Raw genomic sequence first — 24,181 nt, forward strand, 5'->3', positions numbered from 1 at the left:
TCAAAGTGCGGCACGAAGGGCATCACGGATCAATGTTTCAGAATCGCTATCCGGTTTTGCAACTTTACTCACCATTCGACTTGCTTCTTGTGGTTTATACCCTAAAGCAATCAATGCGGCGGCAGCTTCTGCTTCGATATCCGCCATATTGGGAACTTTACTGTTTACATTTGGCAGATTAATGTCGCTATTTGGATTAAATAAATCCCCATTGAGGCCTTTGAAGCGGTCTTTCATTTCGACCACTAAACGTTCTGCGGTTTTCTTACCAATTCCAGGTAATTTAACCAGTGATGCAATAGCTTCTTGTTCGATAGCGGAAACAAATTGTTGAGCAGACATACCGGATAAAATCGCGAGGGCTAATTTGGGGCCAACACCATTTACTTTGATCAGCTCTTTAAATAATGCCCTTTCTTGCTTATCATTAAACCCATATAGTAATTGAGCATCTTCACGAACAACAAAGTGAGTGAACACAATCGCTTCTTGACCAATTTCGGGCAACTCATAGAAACAAGTCATTGGCATATGGACTTCATAACCAACACCTTGTAGTTCTAATAATACGATTGGAGGTTGCTTTTCTAAAACAATACCACGTAAACGACCTATCACATTGAAGCCCTCTATTGCTATCTAAACCCTGAACATACTATCTAAACCCTGAACAGGTTGATTTATTATCATTAATACTGTTGTTTATACCATAAAAAATGCTGGATGCATATCCAGCTACGAGCTATTTATTAATAAGCAATTCTGTTTAAGATAAACTCGCTATCTTAAACGACCTCGAGTTAAAACTAACCGTGGGTCGCCAACTTTTAAAAGGTTTTGATTGAAATGGCAATGTGTTATCGCAATTGCCAAAGCATCTGCCGCATCAGATTGTGGACTCGCTGACAACTTCAGAATCGATTTAACCATATGTTGTACTTGGCTTTTTTCTGCGGCTCCTGTGCCTACAACTGTTTGTTTAACCTGACGAGCCGCATATTCAAATACGGGTATATTCATGTTTGCAGCGGCGACAATCGCAACCCCCCGAGCTTGCCCAAGTTTTAATGCTGAATCCGCATTCTTCGCCATAAAAACTTGTTCAATGGATAATACATCCGGTTGATATTGAGTGATAATTTCCGAGACGCCCGCGTAAATTCGTTGCAGACGGCTTGGTAAATCATCAACTTGTGTACGAATACACCCACTACCTAAATACAGTAGTTGCCGGCCTTGTTGGCGAATAACACCGTACCCCGTAATACGAGAGCCAGGATCAATACCTAAAATAATCGCCATATAAATTTACTTATGCCTCTTTATATTAATCATGTTGTTCTAATAAGCTTCATAATACTATCAATTTCAATCAAATAGCTATTTGAATATCAAATCCAACATTCAGAATAGTGATAATAAAGGCGAGTTATGGCACTGATACTTAGCCAAGTATAGCGAATAAAAGGAAGGAAAGCATCGAAGGCGTTAGAGAAAACAGGCTGCATCAGCCCGCTTTCTCTACGCGGATTATGCTAAATGACTAGGCCGCCATTTAGTGCCTCACAACTTACAGTGTGGCAGCGACTTCGTCAGAAATATCACCATTGTGGTAAACTTCCTGAACGTCGTCTGAATCTTCTAACATATCGATAAGACGTAACAATTTAGGCGCTGTTTCTGCATCTAACTCGGCTTTAGTTGATGGGATCATTGAGACTTCTGCAGCTTCACTGGTGAAACCCGCAGCATCTAATGCATCTTTCACTTCACCAAAAGTTTCTGGCGTTGTGTAAACATCGATTGCGCCATCATCATAAGTTTCAACATCATCAGCACCCGCTTCTAATGCCGCTTCCATGATCGCATCTTCATCAACACCAGGCGCATAGGTGATTACGCCGCGTTTAGTAAATAAGTAAGAAACAGAGCCGTCTGTCCCCAAGTTACCACCCGTTTTAGTAAATGCATGACGCACTTCAGAAACAGTACGGTTACGGTTATCACTTAAACATTCAACCATAACAGCCGTTCCGCCTGGGCCATAACCTTCATAAATGATGGTTTCCATATTATCGTTATCATCATTACCAACACCACGAGCGATAGCACGGTTTAAGGTGTCACGAGTCATGTTGTTAGATAATGCTTTATCTACCGCTGCACGTAAACGTGGGTTTGTTGCGGGATCACCACCACCTAAACGCGCTGCAGTCACTAATTCACGGATAATTTTAGTGAAAATTTTACCGCGCTTAGCATCTTGTGCCGCTTTACGGTGTTTGGTGTTGGCCCATTTACTATGACCTGCCATGAAATATCTCCAAAAAACGTCAATAAATAATTAAACAGCAAATTCTAAAATAGCCTGACTGTTGCTCCAGGATTTCGTTAAGCTCGCCGCTTCATCTGGTGCTAGCCAACGATATTCGCTGTGTTCCGTCAGTAATGGCATTTTTTCTTCACTTTGCACCATTTTAAACCAATGTTCTTTGCAATGCGTAACATCGGGTGCATAACGATGCCTGAAATGTGGGAAAATTTCAAAGATGATACTGTGCGACAAATCTTGCAGCTGGTTTTGTTCAACCTCAAAACCTGTTTCTTCTTTAATTTCACGACACGCCGTTTCATACGGTTTTTCATCAGGCTCCAAACTTCCGGTCACTGATTGCCAAAAGCCTGGGTCGTCTTTACGTCGTAACATAAGCACCCGTCCACTATTTTGAGCCACAATAATGACTAATACTGATTCTGGGTGCTTATATTTTTTCATTGAACTTACTCTTCGTCTTTCGCAACCACAGCGATAGCAAGTTCCGTTAATGCATCCGGGTTAGCATGGCTCGGTGCATTCGTCATTAGACACGCGGCCGCTGTTGTTTTCGGGAAAGCAATAACATCACGAATATTATCCGTTCCTGTTAACAGCATCACTAAACGGTCAAGACCAAATGCTAAGCCTGCATGTGGTGGTGTACCATATTTCAATGCATCTAATAAGAAACCGAATTTTTCGCGTTGGTCTTCTTCATTAATACCTAAAATACTAAATACCGTTTGTTGCATTTCGTTGCGGTGAATACGGACTGAACCACCGCCAACTTCGTAACCATTGATGACCATATCATACGCATTAGCAACGGCCTCTTCAGGTTTACTCGCCAGTTCTTCAGGTGAGAAATCTTTAGGAGACGTAAATGGATGGTGCATCGCAGTTAACCCGCCTTCACCATTATCTTCAAACATTGGGAAATCAATCACCCACAGTGGCTGCCAGCTATTTAAATCGGTTAATTCAAAGTCACGACCGACTTTCAAGCGTAGCGCACCCATTGAATCGGTCACCACATTTTTCGCGCCCGCGCCGAATAACAAGATATCGCCATCAACGGCACCAGTACGGTCTAATAACTGGTTAATCACGTCTTCACTCAAGAATTTTGCAACTGGACTTTGAATACCGTCAAGGCCTTTAGCTCGCTCGTTGACTTTCATCCAAGCCAAGCCTTTCGCACCATAAATACCAACGAATTGACCATATTCGTCGATTTGTTTACGGGTCATAGCTGCGCCACCGGGGACTTTCAGGGCCGCAACACGACCTTTCGGGTCGTTTGCTGGGCCTGAGAACACCGCAAATTCAACATCTTTTACGATATCCGCAACATCCACCAGCTCCATTGGGTTACGTAAGTCTGGTTTATCTGAACCATAACGACGCATAGCTTCCGCAAAAGTCATGATTGGGAAGTTGCCTAAATCAACCCCTTTTACCTCTAACCATAAATTACGGATCATACGTTCCATAATTTCACGCACTTGCTCTGCGGTCATGAACGAGGTTTCAACATCGATTTGGGTGAATTCAGGTTGACGGTCCGCACGTAGGTCTTCATCACGGAAGCATTTTACGATTTGATAATAACGGTCAAAACCTGACATCATCAGCAATTGTTTAAATAATTGTGGTGATTGCGGTAATGCGTAAAATTTACCTTTATGAACACGGCTTGGTACTAAATAGTCACGAGCACCTTCTGGCGTTGCTTTGGTTAGCATTGGCGTTTCAACGTCCAAGAACCCTTCTTTATCCATAAAGTTACGAACAAAGCTGGTGATTTTAGCACGCGTACGCAGACGGTCAGACATCTCTGGGCGACGTAAATCTAAATAACGATATTTTAAACGACGCTCTTCTGTATTTGTTTGGTTGCTATCTAACGGCAGTGGCTCTGACTTATTAAAAACATTCAGTTCTTCAGCAAAAACTTCAATTTCGCCCGTTGCCATGTCTTTATTTTTTTGGCTATCTGGACGTGCGCGTACTGTCCCTGTGATTTGGATACAGAACTCATTACGCAGCTCTGACGCTTTTTCAAATATGTCTTTACGATCGGGATCGAAGAAAACTTGCACGATACCTTCACGGTCACGCATATCGATAAAAATCAAACCACCTAAATCGCGGCGGCGGTTTACCCATCCACTAAGAGTGACCTTTTGGCCTTCGTGAGCGATGTTTAACTGCCCACAATAATTAGTACGCATACAATATCCTTTTACTCAGCTGTTGTGCTTTTGCTTGCTGCGGGATTTTGGCATTTTGCTGAACCCTATTTATTTGCGAAACACGGGCTGAAAATTCAGAATGTCAAAAAGGCAGACATTATACAGGAAATTCTGTTAGACAAATAGTTACGTATTCTACATAACGCGTAAACCATTTTGTTTTTAATCATATTTTCATCAATTATTGTTTTACTAATCAACAATAATAAAATTGAATAGCGAGATAGACGTCTATCACGATGATCCTATCGATTTTAAGGGACTATCCGCACCATGTACATATTGCAGCAAAGGTTTATTTCATCAGCTCGAAGCCTTTTTGAGCAAAAAATCATCACTTAATGCATTCCAATTCAATTATTGATTAATAAATACCTCTTTAATCATTAATCTTTCTATTTCAGAATCGTTACCTTTTTCAGTTTGCTATAATCAAAATATATAGATATAACGCTGAATTAATCATCATCTGCAGTTTAAGGATTGCCCATGAAAAAATTTTTACTTGCCACTTCCATGTTCGTACTACTCGCTGGATGCCAAAACATGAAACCCGCAGAGACTGATAATACAAAAACTTTTTATATTGATTCTTCACTTGCTGATTGTATGGGCGTTGCCCCAATGAAGTGTATGAAAGTGAAAGAAAACCCTAGTGATGACTGGCAACTTTTTTATAGCTCAATTCAAGGCTTCGAATATCAACCAGGCTTCACTTATACTGTACAAGTGAAGCAATTCGATGTACCTAACCCACCGGCTGATGCCCCAAGTATTCGTTATGAATTGATAAAAATCGTTGAAAAGAAATAGCATTTAAAAATTTAATTTAAGTCATTAAGTAATTTTATCAGTTTACTTAATGACTCACTTATAACCATAATTATTTTATCATCAGTAAATAATAGAGTGACCCTATTATGAGTGTTAAAATCATCGATAAGCTTGGGTTAATCACCCTATCAGATCACAAAATTGCGATGGTGCGTTCCCATAATAAAAGTTTGTTTTATATACCCGGTGGAAAACGCGAACAAGGTGAGACGGATGTACAAGCACTCTGCCGTGAGATTGCCGAAGAATTAAAACTCGACTTAGTTATCAGTTCTATCCGGTTTTATGGCGAGTTTATTGGCCCTGCTGATGGAAAATCAGATGGAACGCAAGTCCGTATTCGTTGCTACTTTGCGGACTATAGAGGCGAACCCCATCCTGCTGCTGAGATTGCCGAATTGGATTGGTTTAGCATTAACGATTTACCTCGCTGCTCAAGTACTGCGGTGACCATTCTGTCACAATTAAAAAAAGACGGATTAATTCAATAAAGCCTATGTGATTACTTAAAAAAGTTGTGATTTCATTTGTCGAACGGCTTTTTAGGATTTACAATTCACCAAATATTGTTAATACCCATTACTATAACTTATATTTTTAGGTGTTTTCATAGTTTGATTCGTTTTATGGTGGAGTAAAAAATGGTCAGCTCTTTGTACGCTGTACTGGGTGCCTTACTGCTTCTTAGATTATCCTTAAATGTTGTGAAGCTGCGTAATCAATACCGTATAGCTTATGGTGATGGCGGTTTTTATGAGTTGCAAACCGCAATCCGCGTTCATGGTAATGCCATCGAATACATTCCCATCTCTTTAATTTTATTGCTTTTAATGGAAATGAATGGCGCACAAGTGTGGATGATTCATATTTGTGGCTTGATCTTAATTGCAGGGCGAATACTGCACTCTTATGGTTTAAAAAATCACGATTACTCATATCGCCGTTCAGGCATGGCAGCAACTTACCTTGCTATGGCGCTGATGGTTATCGCCAATACTTATTACCTACCTTGGCTACAAATCGTTTCATTTAATCTTTAGTTTTTATTCTCTGTAACGGCACGAATTATTAATGTGCCGCTCATTATTTCATTGCTTATGGATTGATTTTCAGTAGACTGCCTTTCTGATACAATCCTTCCCTACTTTTGTTTTTGATTAATACAGAACTTATGTCAAACTCGGATCCAACCTCAAAAGACCGCCTTTTCTCTGCGCCTATCGCTAACCTTGGTGACTGGCAATTCGATGAAAAAGTGGCTGAAGTATTCCCTGATATGATCCAACGCTCCGTGCCAGGGTACTCTAATATTATTACGATGATTGGCATGCTAGCGGATCGCTTTGTCAAACCCAACAGCCATGTTTACGATTTAGGCTGCTCTTTAGGTGCAGCAACCTTATCGATAAGGCGTAATATTACAGTAGAAAAAAGCAAAATTATTGCTGTTGATAACTCCCCTGCAATGGTTGAACGTTGCCGCCGCCATATTGATGCCTATCGTGCTGACACACCGGTTGAAGTTATAGAAGGTGATATTCGTGATGTAAATATTGAAAACGCCTCTATGGTTGTGCTCAATTTTACTTTGCAGTTTCTCAACCCAGAAGATCGCCAATTATTACTCAGTAAAATTTATCAAGGGCTACAACCCGGCGGTATTTTAGTCCTTTCTGAGAAATTTAACTTCGAAGATAATGAAATCGGTGAGTTATTATTCAATATGCATCACGACTTCAAACGGGCGAATGGCTATAGCGAATTAGAAATCAGCCAAAAACGTAGCATGTTAGAAAACGTGATGCTCACAGATTCTGTTGAAGCACATAAAGCGCGTTTAAAAAATGCAGGTTTTACTCACTGTGAAGTTTGGTTCCAGTGTTTTAATTTTGGTTCACTGTTAGCGGTTAAAGAGGCCTAAGCATGATTGATTTTGGTCGTTTTTACCAACAAATTGCGGTTGGCCCCCTAAGTCATTGGCTTGAAACGCTTCCGGCACAACTTTCAGCATGGAAAAAACAAGGGTTACACGGTGGTTTTTCTTCATGGGAAAAAATGCTAGATAACCTGCCAGTAATGGTCCCTACTGATTTGGATTTACGCAACAGCGTGACTGCTACACGTGAACCCGAGCTCACAGCCGGTGAAACTCGGCGCCTGAATAATATTCTTGAACAATTAATGCCATGGCGTAAAGGCCCTTTTTCTCTCTATGGTGTGAATATTGATACCGAATGGCGCTCTGACTGGAAATGGGATCGCGTATTACCCCATATTTCATCACTAAAGGACCGTTATGTCTTAGATGTCGGTTGCGGCAGTGGCTATCACATGTGGCGTATGTTAGGGCAAGATGCCAAATTTGTTGTCGGTATCGACCCAACTGAATTATTTTTATGCCAATTTGAGGCGGTGAGAAAATTATTGGGCGATGACCAACGTGCGCACTTATTGCCTTTAGGTATCGAACAACTGCCAGAGTTAAAGGCATTTGATACTGTGTTTTCAATGGGTGTACTTTATCACCGCCGTTCACCTCTTGACCATTTGTGGCAACTTAAGAACCAATTAGTGAGCGAAGGTGAATTGGTTTTAGAGAGTCTAGTTATTGAGGGGGATGAATTTCAGTGTTTGATCCCCGGTGACCGTTATGCTCAAATGCGTAATGTCTATTTTATTCCCTCCGCTAAAATGCTCAAAGTTTGGTTAGAAAAATGTGGTTTTGTTGATGTCCGGATTGTTGACCAAGAAGTGACCTCTTTGGAAGAGCAACGCCGCACACAATGGATGAAAACAGATTCATTGGCTGAATTTTTAGACCCTAATGATAAAACCAAAACTATCGAGGGCTACCCTGCACCATTACGCGCTATTTTAGTTGCTCGTAAACCATAAAAAAATGCCTATGGCAATTACGTCGTAGGCATTTTATTTCTTTTTTATCAAGATATTACATTGTTATTTGCCATAAATTATAGAAGGCAATTCGGCCAACTAACTCCGCTAAAATAACGGCTAGCGCACATAAGCCTAATATTACAGATGAGTTTCTTCCGCGATATAATAGAGCCGGATAAACGAACAGCATCACCGCTAATACGACTAACTGGAAGCTCCAAAAACCAGCTTGTTCAGCGCTAATCTCTGGTCCTGTTTCGCCTAAAAATGACACATAAGCGGCACGAGTGGCAAAAATAATAATTGAACCAATCAAAAATGCCATCGCCCCTAACCGCTGAGCACCGAATAGAATAGCCAATGCGCCACCAGCAACTAACAGAGTCATCCACATTTGTACGGTTGTGAAAACAGTAAACCAATTGGCTACCGTCGCAATATTATACACTTGAGGAATTGACCAGACGAATGCCAAACCAAAAATAACCGTGGCAACATTGCACAGTTCACTTAGCGCTTTATTTTTAATAAACAAGGTGAATAATAAAGTTGCAGCCCCAAAAGCAACAAAAATACCACTAAGCAAAGCTTCATTACTCATTGGTGAACGGCCTACACCTAAAAGCATATTAAAGAAGCGCAGAGGCTGCCCAACGTGTAGCCCACCGATGGCTAGCGCAATGATCATAATGACAAATGCCGCTATATTGGCATGACGCAATTGGGTTTCGCCCAACATGCCCAGTTTTCGGCTCGCATATACCAATAAATATAAACCTGCTGCCGACTGCCCCAATACGGTGAAAAAAACGAGTGGAAGTTCGTGCATGTTATACCTCTGCTGGGTTTTGTAATTTACCGCTCTTGTCACCGCAAGGTTTAGCATCCTTGTGCGGCTTAATGACAATATTAGGATTAGTAAGAGCTGGGTTTGGCATGGGGGCAATCCCACTAATATTGCCATGGCGCTCGCGAAGAATGTTGATATCGTCAAAGTCCAATGCGCGTTGTGGACAAGATTCAACACAAACAGGATTCATCCCTTTTTCGACCCGCTCATAGCACCCATCGCATTTACTCATCAATTTTTTCTTTTCGTCATACTGTGGTGCGCCGTATGGACAACGTAGTTCGCAGTAACGGCACCCGACACAAATGGTTTGGTCTACTACTACTAACCCATCTTGTTCACGTTTATGCATTGCACCGGTTGGGCAACCTGCAACACAGGTAGGGTTAGAACAATGATTACAAGAAATTGATAGATAGTAACTATAAACATTCTGTTGCCATATCCCCTCTTGCTGTTGCCAACTTCCACCACCAAACTCGTATACCCGACGGAATTTAGGCCCTAAATCAAGGTCCTTTTCATCCTTACAACTCACCTGACACGTTTTACAACCTGTGCATTTTGTTGAGTCAAAATAAAAACCATACTGTTTCATTCGTCACTCCTTATGCACGTTTCACGTCAACTAAGTTAGTATGTTGCGGATTTCCTTTAACGAGAGCGGAAGGCTGCTGTGTGGTGAGTGTATTAATACAGCCACCAATATCGACCCCCTCTTCATTGACTTCTCGCCAAGCACCTTGCGGAACTGCAATCACACCGGGTAATACGCGTTCTGTCACTTTTGCTTTAATATGCATACATCCACGGTCATTGAAAATTTCAGTCACATCACCATCTTGAATACCACGAGCAGACGCATCAATTGGGTTAATCCAATACTGGTGCGGAACGGCTTCGCGTAGCATCGCAATATTAAAATATGAAGAATGCGCATGGCCTTTATCGTGATAGCCAGTCATTTGCAGCGGGTATTTTTGTTTAGCTTGCTTATTTTCAACGCCTTCAGTATTCACACAATATTCAGGCACAGCAGGTATTCGCTGGTCAGCAGGGTAATCCCACTCTTTCGCTATCTTAGCGAGCCTTTCTGAATAAATTTCAATTTTACCCGATGGTGTTGGTAATGGTGAGGTTTCAGGTGAATCTCTGAATGGTTTTAAAGCAATATAATCTGCACTATTCGCCAATTTTCTATCAACAATTCCCATGTCATTCGTTTCTTCGAACGTTGGCAAATGTGGATTTTTTTCTCGCATCAAGTTATAGCAATGTTCTATCCACTGCTCATGTGTACGGCCTTCGGTAAATTGGTCTTTAATACCCAGTTTTTCAGCGATATCAGTTAAAACATCATAAGATTGGCGACATTCCCATAATGGCGTAATCGCATTTTGTAGGCGGATAGCATAATGGTAAGCACCACTGGCATACGAGTTATTAATTAAATCATTCGATTCAACACTGGTCACATCAGGTAAAATTAAATCCGCATATTTAGTCGATGGCGTCATATGCGTATCCCAAACCAAAATAAATTCACATAGGGACTCATCCGTTAGAATTTTGTGGGTTTTATTTAAGTCAGAATGTTGGTTACCCGTGACATTACTCGCATAGTGCCATAAAAATTTCACATTGGTTTCAAGTCGTTCTTTACCGAGCAGTGTCGAGTTTGTCGCGGTCATTTCGGTACCGCGCGCTATCGCATCTGTCCACATAAAACACGGAATTTTGGTTTTAACTGGGTTTGGAATAGCAAAACCTGGCACAGAATACGCTACGTTTCCTCCCCATCCTCCCGCATTCGTTCCTGGGCGTCCAATATGCCCCGTAACAATGGGTAACATCATCACAGCCCGTGCAGCTTGTTCACCTGATGCCGTTCTTTGTAACCCCCAACCTTGAGAAATCCACGCGGCTTTTGCATTACCCAGCTCACGAGCCAGTTGAATAATACGAGCTGGTGAGACGCCTGTAATTTGGCTAGCCCACTGCGGCGTTTTTTCAATACCATCATCACTGAGCCCTAAAATATAATCCTTATAGGAACCATTTTTTGGTGCAGACTCAGGGAGTGTCTGACTATCCCAACCCACACAGTATTGAGCTAAAAAGGCTTCATCCGTTAATTGTTCTTTAATTAATGTATGGATAATCGCAGCGACAAGCGCACCGTCAGTGCCCGGATAAATCGGGATCCATTCAGCACCTAGTGTTGTCACGCTATCAGTACGACGTGGGTCAATAATAATGACTTTAGCTTGGCTTTTTTCCAACGCTTTTAAGGTTTCGTAGAATTGCCCACCACCGGACATCCGTGTTTCCGCGATATTATGGCCAAACATGACGACTAAATCGCTATTGGCTATTTCAGATAACAGCGAATCATCCAACTTGCCATAAACATACGGAATAACACCGTTTATTTGTGCGGTTGAGTAGGTTCCATGTTGGTCAAGAAACCCACCTAATTGGCTTAATAACCGCTTGCAAGCATTACGTCCTTGTAAATTAGCACCGGTAGATCCTGAACCATACTGATAGTAAATCGCTTCATTGCCATATGTATCAATAGTTGAGCGCAATTTTTGTGCCACTATCGTCGTCGCTTCATCCCAACTGATCCGTTTAAACTTGCCTTCTCCCCGTTTACCTGTACGTAATAATGGGTCTTTCAAGCGGTCTGGGTTATAGGTTTTCCAGCGAACAGAGCGCCCTCTCAAACAAGGACGTATTTGATGTAAACCAAACTGAGTGTCGTCATACATGGTTTCATTCGATATACGAGTAATGACGTCATCTTTCACATGTACTTTAAGTGGGCAACGACTGCCACAATTAACTAAGCATGCGCTGTATTTGATTTTTTCACTGACTTCATCTGGTTGAATTGTGATGGTTGGTGTTGCTTGAGCGGAAAAAGGTAGTGAGATGGAGCTGGCGATAGCCGTTGTTGTAGCGATAGAGGCAGAAGTTTGGATAAACTGTCGCCTACTCAGCGCTTTTTCCCTGATTTTATTGATCATTACATTGCTACCTTATTAATTATTATAAATTGAATTACCTTAGTATTCTTATAGTAATTAGATAGTAGCCTTATAAAAAAAGTGGTTAATTGACATGCATCAACACAAGCAATAATTAAGCTATTAATGATAAATAAATCATATTATTAGTATTTCTATCGACTATTTTAGCAATAATTAACTGCATGGTAGCTAATAAACACTAAGAAAAACCAACTAATTGATTTTCCTTAGTGAATAACAATCTATTTAAAATTTCCATATCAAAGCCGTGCAGGTAAATAGTAAAGCTGCGTATTATGGCTAGCGGCAATTAAACGGAAACTTTTTCTGTAATAGAAATAAAGTCCTTCATCGCTTCTACTGTAGGGCCGTCCACACAATAGTGAGTAAATTCATCGGTTTCGCTATTAGAAGCCATTGTAACGCCTACTTTGCGGTAACTCATTGTTGATGGTACCGTTTTCCCTGCGGAACTGTGTACCTCAGATAAACCGATTTCCATGAATTTACTGAGGTTAGCTAAACGTACGCCCGCACCCGCCATAATTTGTGGGCCATTGATTTGCTGGCTTTTTTCATGTAACTCTTTCAAGAGAGGTAAGCCCAACTCCGCGCTTTGTTGCTGCCCAGAAGTTAAAATGCGAGCCACGCCGAGTTCCTTTAATTGTTCTAAAGCTAACGATGGGTTAATACACATATCAAATGCGCGGTGGAAAGTAATATTCATCCCTTGAGCTATTTCCATCAACGTTTGCATCCTGTTGATATCAATACGCCCTTCGCTATCCAATATACCGACAACGGCGCCTGAAAAGCCCATTTCCTTAATCATGATTAAATCTTCACGGATCACATCAAACTCACTGATGTTATAGCAAAAATCGCCACCACGAGGACGAATAATAGGATGAACTGGAATATGTAGTTTCTCTTTCGCTAATTTCAGGTAACCATAACTGGGTGTCAGACCACCATCAGCGGCGCCAGAGCACAGTTCGATACGATCTGCACCATATTCTTGAGCCACTTGGGCACATTCAATTCCGAAACAACAGATTTCCAGTTTTGCCATGACAACCTCCGAAATAGAGCAATAAAACACTGGCTTTATGTGCCCAAAAAATAATGAAAGATTTAATGTTAAACGTTAACAATTCGCCTAATAATGCCATTTATCAAAAAATGTTATCGGATAGATATCACACCGCCAAAAGTTAACAGGTACTATTGATCAATAACGTTAATTACATCACTTATTTTTCACTTTCAATTATCTTTTTTAGCGGGAATGGATGGTATTTAACTGTTATCTCACCATTTGATACTGCTAATGTTGGATTTGGCAACCTTTCTTGCTGCCCTTTGGGTTGGCTCATTTTAATGCTATACCCTTGGGGTAAAGGTTCAGGTAATAACTGCAATGCCGCGGTTTCTAGCTGATTCGGCTCAACATCTATTACCATTTCGATGTGTTCCCAACTTTCTTTCGAGTAAATTTTGTCCTTTGGAAAAGGCAACTCAATGATAAATACATCTTGACCCGCGATATTTAATGGCTCACTTAGCTCATATAAACGAATCGGTCGGCCATTAATTATATTATCAGATAAAAGTTGGGCACATTGTATTAACCCTTGGTGCCAACGTTCTGCAGTTGCAATATGATGACAACGCACTGAAATATGGTCAATCGGAAAGGATGACAATAATACGTTTATCTCTTGCGCCATCTGTTGTAATTTACCTATGAATATAGGTAGGTCATCCCATAAATCTTGTAATTGCGAAATTTTGCTAAACTGTGGCACTTAACGCCCTCTTTACAAAAACTTATCTGCTAAACAGTGGCGCAGACTGTAGCATGAGAGCCCCAAAATGTGGTATAAAACCTGCCGATTTTTCTCTTCCACCTTTTAGTTATGCGCATGTGATGGCACAATGCGGTAACTATGTTCGTAATTTAAGGTAATTCGGTGAATATTCAGGCGATTCTTTCAGATAAAATTAGTGCTGCGATGTTAGCAGCGGGTGCTCCAGAAGACAGTGATGCACTTGTGCGTCAATCCGCTAAAGCTCAGTTTGGTGATTACCAAGCCAATGGAGTGATGGGCGCTGCTAAAAAGATGGGGATAGCTCCGCGACAACTGGCTGAACAGCTTGTTAATCACTTAGATTTGGAAGGGATTGCCAGCAAAGTTGAAATTGCAGGCCCCGGCTTTATTAATATTTTCCTTGAGCCAGCTTGGGTTGAAAAGCATGTTGAAGAGGCATTGGCTTCCCAGCGCTTAGGCATCGCGCCCGTCAAGCCTGAAACGATTGTCATTGACTATTCTGCGCCTAATGTCGCGAAACAAATGCACGTAGGCCACTTACGCTCCACCATTATTGGTGATGCTGCGGCACGCACTCAAGAATTTATTGGTCATAAAGTCATCCGTGCCAACCACGTCGGTGATTGGGGTACGCAATTTGGTATGTTAATTGCCTATCTTGAGAAAGTTCAAAATGAAGATGCCACCGATATGGCACTTGCCGACCTCGAAGAATTTTATCGCGAAGCCAAAAAACACTACGACGAAGATGAAGAATTCGCAGTCCGCGCTCGTGGCTACGTTGTGAAACTGCAATCCGGTGATGAATATTGTCGTCAAATGTGGCGCAAATTAGTGGATATCACTATGCAGCAAAACCAAGAAACCTATCGCCGTTTAAATGTCACTTTAACCGAAGATGACGTGATGGGCGAAAGCTTATATAACAGTATGCTACCCGGTATTGTTGCAGACTTAAAAGCCAAAGGTTTAGCTGTCGAGAGTGAAGGCGCGACGGTTGTTTTTCTCGACGAATTTAAAAATAAAGAAGGCGAACCAATGGGCGTGATCGTCCAGAAAAAAGATGGTGGCTTCTTGTACACAACAACTGATATTGCCTGTGCGAAATACCGTTATGAAACCCTTCATGCTGACCGCTCACTTTACTATATTGACTCTCGCCAACATCAACATTTAATGCAAGCATGGACCATCGTCCGTAAAGCAGGTTATATCCCTGAATCAATGGCACTTGAGCACCACATGTTCGGTATGATGCTAGGTAAAGATGGCAAACCATTTAAGACTCGTACAGGTGGTACCGTTCGTTTATCAGACTTACTGGATGAAGCGGTTGAACGTGCTCAAGCGCTGATCCGTGAGAAAAACCCAGATATGCCTGAAGATGAATTGCTCAATGTCGCAAATGTTGTCGGTATTGGCGCCGTTAAATACGCTGACTTGTCCAAAAACAGAACGACAGATTATATTTTCGATTGGGACAACATGTTAGCTTTCGAAGGAAATACCGCTCCGTATATGCAGTATGCGTATACTCGAGTGGCTTCTATTTTCAAGAAAGCCAATTTAACCCATGCAGACTTAACTCTGCCTATTTCATTACAAGACCCACGTGAAATTGCGCTTGCGACACGTTTGTTACAGTTTGAAGAAACCATTCTAACTGTCGCTCGTGATGGTACACCTCATGTGATGTGTGCTTATTTATATGAACTAGCTGGTTTATTCTCAGGCTTTTATGAGCACTGCCCTATCTTGTCAGCCGATGACGAAGCCCAGCGCCAAAGCCGCTTGAAATTGGCTGCATTAACTCAAAAAACTCTAAAAACGGGCTTAGATACTCTGGGCATTGAAACCGTTGAAAGAATGTAATTCAAATCAATAAATAGTCTATTAACGGTTCACTTTGGTGAGCCGTTTTTGTTTGCGCTGTTTCGCTAACTTTGTTGTTCGTTTTTGTAATTCATCGATATATTCATTTGCGCAATTACGGAGTACTAAGTTCCATTTACAAAGTATTTTTGCTTGTTCATAAAGTTCAGGGTTATTCGACAAACGGTTATTCTGTTGTAGCCAATCAGCAACACTCGCCCAGTCCCATAACGGGGATGTCCCTTTCAAACGTTGTACGGGTGTAGGGAAATGGCCTTTACCTCGAGCCCCATCTTTCAGCAAAGCCACTGCTTGACGGGTTAGCCCTGTCAATTCTGCAATATCACTTAACCCAACCAAAGCGGAATCAATAGATTCCACTTTTATATTCAGCGATGTACTTTCAACATCTGTAATCGCAGTTTCAATTGCAAGATCAAAAGATTCCGCTTCCCTATCAAATTCTAAATAAACCGATTTACCATAAAAGCACACCAATGCATCGCAACAGCCTGCGGCGAATAAGGTATCAACTAAGCCTTCCGTATCAGCAGTCACACCCGATAGTGTTAATGTGAAAGTAAATAGCGCCATAATTTCCCCATCTTACATAAATAAGCGGCCTAAACCGCTTGGATTAACCTAAAAGAGCAATGCAGTGATTCACTTTACGTATTATCTGTTTAGCATGCACTTCCATAACTTTTGGCGTTGACCAGACTCTCATCATATGTGTTTTGTGTTCACCCACTGCGTTACCACAGCGTAACTTGCAGAAAGTATGTGATGAGTTTCCTGCTGTAACCCAGACCCAGCCATTTTCTATCGCATATTCAATAGCTGCCTGAACATGCTTATTTGGGTGTTTTTTCATCGACCTCCTTGATACATAACATAGCCATTCCGTTGACATCGGTCAACAAATAATATTCAATAAATTGAATACTCCCCTGAAATTAATTGCTGTCACAACAACCCAGTAAATATACCCCAGAAATAGAGCTGGATATTATTTTTATCAATTAAAACAATTAATTGAAATTTCATGAAATAATTTTGAAATTAATAATTCAGTTATAAAGAGAATAAATTTGAGTAGATAATTAGAAATTGAAGGGAAAGAATTTATGCCTGTTGGCACCTTAACTACGTAGATTACATAGATAAAAAAGCCCAATTTTATGAGCTCTCCTCATTAACATTGGGCTTTTAAGGTCATTGACATACTTATTAATTAGGCAATACTGCGTTTCATAAAATCACGAGGGCGGAACCCGAGCACGTATAAAGCAACAAAATAACTTCCCGCACCAACAATCACGACGCCTATCAAACGTAGCATACGCATCAGCATATTACCTTCTTGCCAAGACGGCATAAAATGTAAGACACCAAATAGCACGGCACCCATTACAATTAACGCTATCAATAGTTTAACGATAAACCCTTTCCAGCCCGCTAAAGGCTGAAAAATATCTTGCTTGCGCAATTGCCAATAGAGAACTCCCGCATTAAAACAGGCAGCTAACCCAATGGATAAAGCTAAACCTGCATGTTGTAATGGCCCAATAAAGGCTAAATTCATCAGTTGCGTTAAGATTAACGTGACAATCGCAATTTTCACTGGGGTACGAATATCTTGGCGTGAATAAAAACCTGGTGCCAAAATTTTCACCAAAATCATCCCAGTTAACCCGACACAATAGGCAATTAAGGCATATTGTGTCATAAGTGAGTCATGCGCCGTAAAATTACCGTATTGGAATAAAGATACGGTTAATGCTTCAGAGAGTATCGCCAACCCTAACGCACAAGGTAGTGCCAGTAGCAGACAAAGGCGTAACCCCCAATCCATCAAGTGACGATATTCGTTTTGGTTGCCACTCGTAAAGCTTTTCGCAAGTGATGGCAATAAAATCGTTCCAAGAGCTACTCCAAGTACCCCTGATGGTAACTCCATTAGCCTATCGGCGTAGTACATCCATGATACTGAACCAGATTGTAAAAAAGAGGCAAATATCGTATTGATAATCAAAGAAATTTGCGCGACAGAAACCCCGATAATAGCGGGACCCATCATTTTCATTACACGCCAAACCCCACTATCACGAAATGATAAGCGCGGTAGCACTAACATGCCCACCTTTTTAAGGTGTGGTAGCTGATAGACCAGTTGCAAAACACCGCCAACCAGCACTGCCCATGCTAATGACATTATGGGTGGGTTAAAGTATGGGGCTGCAAAAGCAGCAAAAATGATCATACTGACATTGAGCAATGTTGGCGCGAATGCAGGGACTGAGAAACGGTTCCAAGTATTCAGGATAGCCCCAGCGAGAGAGGCCAGAGAGATCAGAAAAATATAAGGGAATGTGACTCGTAAAAGATCTGTCGTCAGCGCAAATTTGTCAGCATCGTCAGTAAATCCAGGTGCAGTAACATAAATGATCCAAGGGGCGGTAATCATACCAAGGATAGTTACGATCGCTAAAGCGAGGGTTAGCATCCCAGCAATATAAGCGACGAATGTACGAGTGGCCTCTTCTCCCTGCTGATTTTTGTATTCCGCCAGTATTGGGACAAAAGCTTGTGAAAATGCACCTTCGGCAAAAATTCGACGTAAAAGATTCGGTAGCTTAAATGCGACAAAAAAGGCGTCCGCCGCGGCTCCTGCACCAAAAACTCGAGCGATAATGGCGTCGCGAATAAACCCAAGCACACGAGACATCATGGTCATGGAGCTTACTGCCGCCAACGATTTTAATAAATTCATGATTGATAGACTAAAAGAATACAATCGCATCAGTTTAACAGCGAGCGCTGCAACTGACTACGATTGAAAAGTAAATTAGGAATTTAGGCTTTATTCAGCGCCCAAGTGTTATCTGTCAATGCCGTCAATACATGGTCACGCCACTCACCATTAATTTGTAAGTATTGCTTTGCATAGCCTTCACGTTCAAAGCCAAGCTTAGTCAATAAATGACCACTACGCATATTATGAGGCATATAATTTGCCATAATTCGGTGCATTTTTTGGTGTTGTTGCATATAACGAATCGCTTGGGTTAGCGCTTCATACATTAGACCTTGTCCTTGCCATTTTTCACCTAGTGAATAACCTAAATAACAGGCATAAAATGAGCCGCGCAATACATTACTAAAGTTCGCTACCCCCATAACTTCGTTTTCTTCTTTATCTAATAGTAAGAAATGGAAAGCACTTCCTTCTCGATGCATTTCATTCATGACTTGTAACCGATTATGCCAGCCAGCGGGCTGGTAATGAGAGTTGTCCCTGATGGGTTCCCACGGAATTAAAAAGTCTTTGTTCAGACTGTAATAATCAGCTAGTCGATAATTATCACGTTCGTAAGTCAAACGAATAACCATTCTATCAGTGACAAGACGCACTTTCGGTACATTTGAACGATAACCAAACATCGTTAACCCTTAATTAATAAAAAGCCAGATATTTTCTTTAGTTCCAAGCCAATAACTTAGAACGTTAAAGTGTAGCTTACAATTCATTCACGAAAAATATGTTACGTAAATTAAAATATGAATACATCACTAGATGCCTTCATTGTGAAGCATACTCAAGTATGTGACCCAAGGAGCCGAACGCAGTCAACACCGTCACAGAGTGAAGTATGGCCCTATCAATATTCTAAATAATTCGCTCTGTGACTAGGCGACCAGAGAGGATAGCTTGGGGAGCATACACTAGTATGTGACCCAAGGAGCCGAACGCAGTCAACACCATCACAGAGTGAAGTATGGCCCTATCAATATTCTAAATAATTCGCTCTGTGACTAGGCGACCAGAGAGGATAGCTTGGGGAGCATACACTAGTATGTGACCCAAGGAGCCGAACGCAGCCAACACCGTCACAGAGTGAAGTATGGCCCTATCAATATTCTAAATAATTCGCTCTGTGACTAGGCGACCAGAGAGGATAGCTTGGGGAGCATACACTAGTATGTGACCCAAGGAGCCGAACGCAGTCAACACCGTCACCGAGTGAAGTATGGCCCTATCAATATTCTAAATAATTCGCTCTGTGACTAGGCGACCAGAGAGGATAGCTTGGGGAGCATACACTAGTATGTGACCCAAGGAGCCGAACGCAGTCAACACCATCACAGAGTGAAGTATGACGAATATTTATCGATAAAAAAATATCATCTATTGAACCCTATTATACTGATATTATTGGTAACTGATTTTAAGAAACTTTCCCCCTTTGCTATTTTTCTAATGGTGTCTCTCATGGCGCAAGTGTCACGGGCAAGAAGCCTTGGCAAGTATTTCCTTTTGTTTGACAACATGTTGGTTGTCCTAGGCTTTTTTGTCGTTTTTCCGCTTATTTCTATTCGTTTTGTTGATCAACTGGGCTGGGCCGCCGTGGTGGTTGGTTTTGCCTTAGGGCTTCGTCAGTTTGTTCAACAAGGTTTAGGTATCTTTGGCGGTGCTATCGCTGACCGGTTTGGCGCGAAGCCCATGATTGTCATTGGAATGCTATTACGTGCCAGTGGTTTTGCAGTCATGGCGGTGGCCCATGACCCTTGGGTTTTATGGCTATCTTGCGTACTTTCTGCTCTGGGTGGAACCTTGTTTGATCCCCCACGAACCGCATTAGTTATTAAATTAACTCGCCCATATGAACGTGGCCGTTTTTATTCTTTGCTGTTAATGCAGGACAGTGCTGGTGCAGTTATCGGTGCTTTGATTGGTAGTTGGCTACTACAGTATGACTTCCATTATGTCTGCTGGGTTGGCGCTGCTGTGTTTATTATTGCTGCTATCTGCAATGCTTGGTTATTACCTGCTTATCGAATCTCAACTGTCAGAACCCCCATTAAAGAAGGCATGGGACGCGTACTGAAAGATAAACGCTTTGTAACTTATGTGGTCACATTGGCAGGCTATTTTATGTTGTCAGTACAAGTGATGCTTATGTTTCCTATTGTTGTCAATGAGTTAGCAGGGACGCCAACTGCCGTCAAATGGATGTATGCGATTGAAGCAGCGATATCCTTAACATTGCTTTACCCTATTGCTCGTTGGAGCGAAAAACATTTTCGCCTTGAGCAACGGCTCATGGCCGGGCTATTTTTAATGAGTCTCAGCATGTTTCCAATTGGCATGACAACCTCACTCAACACGCTATTTGCCCTTATTTGCCTATTTTATTTAGGTACTGTGACTGCCGACCCCGCTAGAGAAACACTAAGCGCATCACTTGCTGACCCAAGAGCCAGAGGGAGCTATATGGGCTTTAGCCGCTTAGGCCTTGCTTTAGGCGGAGCTGTCGGTTACACCGGTGGCGGCTGGATGTACGATATTGGCCACCAATGGAATATGCCACAATTACCTTGGTTCTTATTAGGGATCATCGGTTTTATCACTTTATGGGCACTGCATAAGCAATTTAACCGTAAAAAAATTGAAACCGTCATGTTGAGTGGGCAGTAATGCGCTAAACTAGCGGTATTACTGTAAAAGGAGTCTTTATGAAGAAGTTTATAATCGCCGCTATGGTGGGCTTTCTCACTCTCTTATCGGGTTGTAGTCAATTATCTGAGTTTAGTATTAGTGAATCACAAATTAATGATTATCTTGCTAATAAAGTAAAATATGACCACAAGGTCGGCATTACTGGCTTTGCTGATGCGGATATTCAACTCGCTAATTTAAAATCAGAAATCGGCCGCAGTGAGCCTGGAAAAGTCGCGTTGACAGGGGATGCAAGCGTTAAATTAGACTCGCTGATTGGTAAAGCAGAAGCACAAATTAACCTGACCCTCACTGCTCGTCCTTATTTTGACGCCAAAACCGGCTCAATTTACTTAAAAGAGTTAAATATTAGCAGTTACAAGGTAACACCCGAAAATATGGATACGGCTATGTCAGCTGTTATTCCTTACTTAAATAGTTCCCTTGAAACTTTCTTTGAAACTCAGCCTGTTTATGTGTTAAATCCAGATAATGGTGCTGCTGAAGCAACCGCAAAGAAATTGGCTAAAGGGCTTGAAATCAAACCGGGCAAACTTGTCATTCCATTAGTTGATTAATTTTAACCATAAATTATTTCGATTGATAAAAGCATGAAAGGCAACAAAAAATCTGTTGCCTTTCTGACTTATTCAATCCTCAAACAAAATTATTAATCAATACCGCTGACTAAAACATAAGTAACATCATCATAAAAAAGTGACGGCGTCACAACTATTCGGTTTCTGAGTCAAGCTCATCACGCAGAGCAATAACTGCATCACGCGTAATTTGGGCTAAAGTACGATAAAACGTGGTTGTAGCATGCGCTTCAACTTTACCTAAAAAGCTGCCATACCAGCTAAGAATATAGCTATCAAATAATTCTTCTTGGGCGGCTGTTTCATCTTCTGCCGCTTGGTCTTCCAACCAAGAAGCCGCGAGTAGTAACGCACCAAAAGCATCCGCAGGTGCATTCGTCAGGGACATTCCTCTCACAGTTAAAAATTCGCGAACTTCTGCTTCTGTAATTTCAGAATCGTAATCATTCGCTAGCATTGAAACTGCTGGGGATTCACCTACAAACAGGGCTTGGTAATCCGCATTAACCGCATTGATATCGAGATCTTTTGCCATGCGCAACCATAATTCATCTTGCTCCAATGGCCATGATGCTTTTAATTTATCTTGAGCAATCATATCAATAAGCGGCTTTACGAGGCTATCAGAGGGACTACGTTGAAATAGTGTCCCCAAAATACGGCAGACGATTGAAAATTCGTTCATATATTATCCTATTTTTCAGATTCAGTAGTCACACCTCGTGACCGAAGCAGTTATTTTCAGTATATCGAAAAAATAGGAAAGATATTAGGGGTGATGATTGCGAGTGTTCATAAAGACCACTCGCAACAAAGAAGTGACTAATAACCGCGTTGCATATCAACCACACCAATAGGAGCTTGGCCAGCTTCGATGCGCTGGATATTACTGACAATCATATCCATGGCTTCTTTCGGTTTTGTAAAGGCGGCAACATGGGGCGTGATAGCGATGCGTGGATGCGTCCAGAACGGGTGCATTTGCGATAACGGTTCACTCGCAAAAACATCAAGCGCAGCACCTGCAACTTGCCCTGATTCAAGCGCTAAAAGCAAATCTTGCTCAATCAGATGAGCACCACGTGCAAGGTTGATAACATATGCCCCTTGATCTAATTGGCTAAATAGTTGCTGGTTTAAAATTCCCACCGTTTCTGGCGTGCTTGGCAGAAGATTAATAATCACACGGGTTCCAGAAAGAAAGCTAGCTAATTGGTCATTACCAAAATAGCTTTTTACGTTATCAAGTTGTTTTTCAGAGCGACTCCATGTTCTTACATGAAAACCAAAGCTGACTAAGCGTTTTGCAACCGCTTGCCCTAATGCCCCTGCTCCCATAACACCAATGACAAAATCTTCGTGTTGGTAGGCTGGTAATTGCTTCCATTGTCGCTGTGATTGTAATTGGCGGTACTCATCCATACGACGAAAGTAGCTTAACACTTTTGCACAAGCGTATTCTTCCATTTGAATCGCCATTCCAGTGTCTTCCAAACGCATTACAGGAACGCCTGCCGGTAAGGTCCCAGGTTTGTCTTGCTCTTGCTTTAAAATAGCATCCACACCCGCACCTAACGCGAAAATACCTTTTAAATCACTGCGACCAGCGAGACATTCATAAGGCGGTAACCAAACCATAGCGTAATCTGCACTTTGGTTATCCCCTTTTTCCCATTGGCGAATATTCACTTGGGGTAATCGCGCTTTCATGCCCTCAATCCACTGTTTTGAATCAAAAAATGGATGGTAAAATAAAATATTCATGGCAACTCCTCTTTAGTTTCTAACAGAGTGTGCCGAATGGCATTTCTTTTCAAGTTAATCAAGCCGATACACTGTATTCAATCAGAATTTTGTTAACTAGCTAACGCTTTTTATCTTCACGACTTGCCGTTTCAAATTAACATTAAACGTATTATTTACCTTAGCTGATAACATTTAAGATTAGATAATAATCAAATTGTTTTTTATTTAGCTAAACAGCAACAAAAGTCGGAAAAAGGATAAATAGGGAGTTGACGTTAGACGCTATTTTCCCTATAGTAGCGCCCCGTTGCAGAGCAGGTTTTTATTCCCTACTCCACAACAGATTTAGAAAAACGGTGAGGTGTCCGAGAGGCTGAAGGAGCACGCCTGGAAAGTGTGTATACGGCAACGTATCGAGGGTTCGAATCCCTCCCTCACCGCCA

At 41.6% G+C, this 24,181-nt stretch carries 24 protein-coding genes and 1 tRNA gene; 9 read left to right on the top strand and 16 right to left on the bottom strand.

Translation table 11 applies throughout. From position 1 onward, the window contains the following. From ruvA to aspS, 5 genes are all read right to left on the bottom strand, one after another. Entirely contained in the window at positions 1–618 is a 618-nt protein-coding gene (gene ruvA, locus P3L44_RS10940) for a Holliday junction branch migration protein RuvA (RefSeq protein WP_210835616.1), read from the bottom strand. A gap of 162 nt (positions 619–780) precedes the next feature. Next, positions 781–1,302: a crossover junction endodeoxyribonuclease RuvC gene (gene ruvC / locus P3L44_RS10945; protein WP_140172418.1), complete on the bottom strand. Its 522-nt coding sequence runs from the start codon at positions 1,300–1,302 to the stop codon at positions 781–783. 268 nt (positions 1,303–1,570) lie between these two features. Next, complete coding sequence (locus P3L44_RS10950; RefSeq protein WP_004255032.1) at positions 1,571–2,314, bottom strand: YebC/PmpR family DNA-binding transcriptional regulator; 744 nt, start codon at positions 2,312–2,314, stop codon at positions 1,571–1,573. 30 nt (positions 2,315–2,344) lie between these two features. Next, entirely contained in the window at positions 2,345–2,776 is a 432-nt protein-coding gene (gene nudB, locus P3L44_RS10955) for a dihydroneopterin triphosphate diphosphatase (RefSeq protein ID WP_140172417.1), read from the bottom strand. A 5-nt stretch (positions 2,777–2,781) separates the two neighbouring features. After that, entirely contained in the window at positions 2,782–4,551 is a 1,770-nt protein-coding gene (aspS, locus tag P3L44_RS10960) for an aspartate--tRNA ligase (protein ID WP_004255040.1), read from the bottom strand. Between the two features lie 510 nt (positions 4,552–5,061). On the opposite strand from aspS, the gene P3L44_RS10965 reads away from it, so the two are divergent. The 5 genes from P3L44_RS10965 to cmoB all read left to right on the top strand — a co-directional run bounded on the left by P3L44_RS10965 (position 5,062) and on the right by cmoB (position 8,301). Beyond that, positions 5,062–5,385 carry a DUF4377 domain-containing protein gene (locus P3L44_RS10965; RefSeq protein ID WP_272662295.1) on the top strand — a complete coding sequence of 108 codons (324 nt, stop codon included), beginning with the start codon at positions 5,062–5,064 and terminating at the stop codon, positions 5,383–5,385. Positions 5,386–5,492: 107 nt separating this feature from the next. Further along, entirely contained in the window at positions 5,493–5,897 is a 405-nt protein-coding gene (locus P3L44_RS10970) for an NUDIX hydrolase (RefSeq protein ID WP_004255045.1), read from the top strand. 150 nt (positions 5,898–6,047) lie between these two features. Then, positions 6,048–6,446, top strand: coding sequence for an MAPEG family protein (locus P3L44_RS10975; protein WP_140172416.1), 399 nt, complete (start codon positions 6,048–6,050; stop codon positions 6,444–6,446). Positions 6,447–6,577: 131 nt separating this feature from the next. After that, positions 6,578–7,327 carry a carboxy-S-adenosyl-L-methionine synthase CmoA gene (cmoA, locus tag P3L44_RS10980; RefSeq protein ID WP_272662294.1) on the top strand — a complete coding sequence of 250 codons (750 nt, stop codon included), beginning with the start codon at positions 6,578–6,580 and terminating at the stop codon, positions 7,325–7,327. Positions 7,328–7,329: 2 nt separating this feature from the next. Beyond that, on the top strand, positions 7,330–8,301 hold the full coding sequence (gene cmoB / locus P3L44_RS10985) for a tRNA 5-methoxyuridine(34)/uridine 5-oxyacetic acid(34) synthase CmoB (RefSeq protein ID WP_096864852.1): 972 nt from the start codon (positions 7,330–7,332) through the stop codon (positions 8,299–8,301). Between the two features lie 55 nt (positions 8,302–8,356). On the opposite strand, the gene P3L44_RS10990 is transcribed toward cmoB, so the two are convergent. The 5 genes from P3L44_RS10990 to P3L44_RS11010 form a co-directional block, all read right to left on the bottom strand. Next, positions 8,357–9,133: a dimethyl sulfoxide reductase anchor subunit family protein gene (locus P3L44_RS10990; RefSeq protein WP_140172415.1), complete on the bottom strand. Its 777-nt coding sequence runs from the start codon at positions 9,131–9,133 to the stop codon at positions 8,357–8,359. A 1-nt stretch (position 9,134) separates the two neighbouring features. Then, complete coding sequence (locus tag P3L44_RS10995; RefSeq protein WP_140172414.1) at positions 9,135–9,752, bottom strand: DMSO/selenate family reductase complex B subunit; 618 nt, start codon at positions 9,750–9,752, stop codon at positions 9,135–9,137. Positions 9,753–9,762: 10 nt separating this feature from the next. After that, on the bottom strand, positions 9,763–12,186 hold the full coding sequence (locus tag P3L44_RS11000; protein WP_272662293.1) for a DMSO/selenate family reductase complex A subunit: 2,424 nt from the start codon (positions 12,184–12,186) through the stop codon (positions 9,763–9,765). 313 nt (positions 12,187–12,499) lie between these two features. Continuing rightward, the gene (gene cutC, locus P3L44_RS11005) at positions 12,500–13,261 is read right to left on the bottom strand and encodes a copper homeostasis protein CutC (RefSeq protein ID WP_272662292.1); all 762 of its coding nucleotides are present in this window, start codon (positions 13,259–13,261) and stop codon (positions 12,500–12,502) included. Between the two features lie 181 nt (positions 13,262–13,442). Then, on the bottom strand, positions 13,443–13,997 hold the full coding sequence (locus P3L44_RS11010) for a VOC family protein (protein ID WP_140172412.1): 555 nt from the start codon (positions 13,995–13,997) through the stop codon (positions 13,443–13,445). Between the two features lie 165 nt (positions 13,998–14,162). Between P3L44_RS11010 and argS the strand changes: the two genes are divergently transcribed. Continuing rightward, the gene (argS, locus tag P3L44_RS11015) at positions 14,163–15,893 is read left to right on the top strand and encodes an arginine--tRNA ligase (RefSeq protein ID WP_004255076.1); all 1,731 of its coding nucleotides are present in this window, start codon (positions 14,163–14,165) and stop codon (positions 15,891–15,893) included. A 21-nt stretch (positions 15,894–15,914) separates the two neighbouring features. Here the strand turns inward: argS and P3L44_RS11020 are convergent, their stop codons facing one another. From P3L44_RS11020 to rimJ, 4 genes are all read right to left on the bottom strand, one after another. After that, the gene (locus P3L44_RS11020; protein WP_004255079.1) at positions 15,915–16,487 is read right to left on the bottom strand and encodes a helix-turn-helix transcriptional regulator; all 573 of its coding nucleotides are present in this window, start codon (positions 16,485–16,487) and stop codon (positions 15,915–15,917) included. Between the two features lie 43 nt (positions 16,488–16,530). Continuing rightward, the gene (locus P3L44_RS11025) at positions 16,531–16,767 is read right to left on the bottom strand and encodes a hypothetical protein (protein ID WP_140172409.1); all 237 of its coding nucleotides are present in this window, start codon (positions 16,765–16,767) and stop codon (positions 16,531–16,533) included. A gap of 360 nt (positions 16,768–17,127) precedes the next feature. Further along, a complete protein-coding gene (gene murJ / locus P3L44_RS11030) occupies positions 17,128–18,666 on the bottom strand; it encodes a murein biosynthesis integral membrane protein MurJ (protein WP_140172408.1) in 1,539 nt (512 codons plus the stop codon). Positions 18,667–18,749: 83 nt separating this feature from the next. Further along, on the bottom strand, positions 18,750–19,337 hold the full coding sequence (gene rimJ / locus P3L44_RS11035) for a ribosomal protein S5-alanine N-acetyltransferase (protein WP_094962953.1): 588 nt from the start codon (positions 19,335–19,337) through the stop codon (positions 18,750–18,752). 829 nt (positions 19,338–20,166) lie between these two features. Between rimJ and mdtH the strand changes: the two genes are divergently transcribed. After that, the gene (gene mdtH / locus P3L44_RS11040; RefSeq protein ID WP_272662291.1) at positions 20,167–21,372 is read left to right on the top strand and encodes a multidrug efflux MFS transporter MdtH; all 1,206 of its coding nucleotides are present in this window, start codon (positions 20,167–20,169) and stop codon (positions 21,370–21,372) included. A gap of 38 nt (positions 21,373–21,410) precedes the next feature. After that, complete coding sequence (locus tag P3L44_RS11045) at positions 21,411–21,971, top strand: lipoprotein (RefSeq protein ID WP_094962528.1); 561 nt, start codon at positions 21,411–21,413, stop codon at positions 21,969–21,971. Between the two features lie 154 nt (positions 21,972–22,125). On the opposite strand, the gene P3L44_RS11050 is transcribed toward P3L44_RS11045, so the two are convergent. Together P3L44_RS11050 and ghrA are read right to left on the bottom strand one after the other, a co-directional pair. Further along, positions 22,126–22,677, bottom strand: coding sequence for a molecular chaperone (locus P3L44_RS11050; protein WP_140172406.1), 552 nt, complete (start codon positions 22,675–22,677; stop codon positions 22,126–22,128). Positions 22,678–22,814: 137 nt separating this feature from the next. Beyond that, positions 22,815–23,756 carry a glyoxylate/hydroxypyruvate reductase GhrA gene (gene ghrA, locus P3L44_RS11055; protein WP_272662288.1) on the bottom strand — a complete coding sequence of 314 codons (942 nt, stop codon included), beginning with the start codon at positions 23,754–23,756 and terminating at the stop codon, positions 22,815–22,817. A 337-nt stretch (positions 23,757–24,093) separates the two neighbouring features. Between ghrA and P3L44_RS11060 the strand changes: the two genes are divergently transcribed. Next, positions 24,094–24,181 (top strand) — tRNA-Ser (locus tag P3L44_RS11060).

This window comes from Providencia sp. PROV175 (assembly GCF_032707045.1).
Taxonomy (GTDB): domain Bacteria; phylum Pseudomonadota; class Gammaproteobacteria; order Enterobacterales; family Enterobacteriaceae; genus Providencia; species Providencia hangzhouensis.

Coding starts and splice junctions, on each gene's coding strand:
- P3L44_RS10975 (WP_140172416.1), top strand. CDS start 6,048: ATGGTCAGCTCTTTGTACGCTGTACTGGGTGCCTTACTGCTTCTTAGA.
- P3L44_RS11000 (WP_272662293.1), bottom strand. CDS start 12,186: ATGATCAATAAAATCAGGGAAAAAGCGCTGAGTAGGCGACAGTTTATC.
- P3L44_RS11050 (WP_140172406.1), bottom strand. CDS start 22,677: ATGAACGAATTTTCAATCGTCTGCCGTATTTTGGGGACACTATTTCAA.
- P3L44_RS10970 (WP_004255045.1), top strand. CDS start 5,493: ATGAGTGTTAAAATCATCGATAAGCTTGGGTTAATCACCCTATCAGAT.
- cmoB (WP_096864852.1), top strand. CDS start 7,330: ATGATTGATTTTGGTCGTTTTTACCAACAAATTGCGGTTGGCCCCCTA.
- murJ (WP_140172408.1), bottom strand. CDS start 18,666: ATGAATTTATTAAAATCGTTGGCGGCAGTAAGCTCCATGACCATGATG.
- rimJ (WP_094962953.1), bottom strand. CDS start 19,337: ATGTTTGGTTATCGTTCAAATGTACCGAAAGTGCGTCTTGTCACTGAT.
- P3L44_RS10995 (WP_140172414.1), bottom strand. CDS start 9,752: ATGAAACAGTATGGTTTTTATTTTGACTCAACAAAATGCACAGGTTGT.
- P3L44_RS11025 (WP_140172409.1), bottom strand. CDS start 16,767: ATGAAAAAACACCCAAATAAGCATGTTCAGGCAGCTATTGAATATGCG.
- cmoA (WP_272662294.1), top strand. CDS start 6,578: ATGTCAAACTCGGATCCAACCTCAAAAGACCGCCTTTTCTCTGCGCCT.
- aspS (WP_004255040.1), bottom strand. CDS start 4,551: ATGCGTACTAATTATTGTGGGCAGTTAAACATCGCTCACGAAGGCCAA.
- ruvC (WP_140172418.1), bottom strand. CDS start 1,302: ATGGCGATTATTTTAGGTATTGATCCTGGCTCTCGTATTACGGGGTAC.
- P3L44_RS10965 (WP_272662295.1), top strand. CDS start 5,062: ATGAAAAAATTTTTACTTGCCACTTCCATGTTCGTACTACTCGCTGGA.
- cutC (WP_272662292.1), bottom strand. CDS start 13,261: ATGGCAAAACTGGAAATCTGTTGTTTCGGAATTGAATGTGCCCAAGTG.
- P3L44_RS10990 (WP_140172415.1), bottom strand. CDS start 9,133: ATGCACGAACTTCCACTCGTTTTTTTCACCGTATTGGGGCAGTCGGCA.
- nudB (WP_140172417.1), bottom strand. CDS start 2,776: ATGAAAAAATATAAGCACCCAGAATCAGTATTAGTCATTATTGTGGCT.
- P3L44_RS11020 (WP_004255079.1), bottom strand. CDS start 16,487: ATGGCGCTATTTACTTTCACATTAACACTATCGGGTGTGACTGCTGAT.
- mdtH (WP_272662291.1), top strand. CDS start 20,167: ATGGCGCAAGTGTCACGGGCAAGAAGCCTTGGCAAGTATTTCCTTTTG.
- ghrA (WP_272662288.1), bottom strand. CDS start 23,756: ATGAATATTTTATTTTACCATCCATTTTTTGATTCAAAACAGTGGATT.
- P3L44_RS11045 (WP_094962528.1), top strand. CDS start 21,411: ATGAAGAAGTTTATAATCGCCGCTATGGTGGGCTTTCTCACTCTCTTA.
- P3L44_RS10950 (WP_004255032.1), bottom strand. CDS start 2,314: ATGGCAGGTCATAGTAAATGGGCCAACACCAAACACCGTAAAGCGGCA.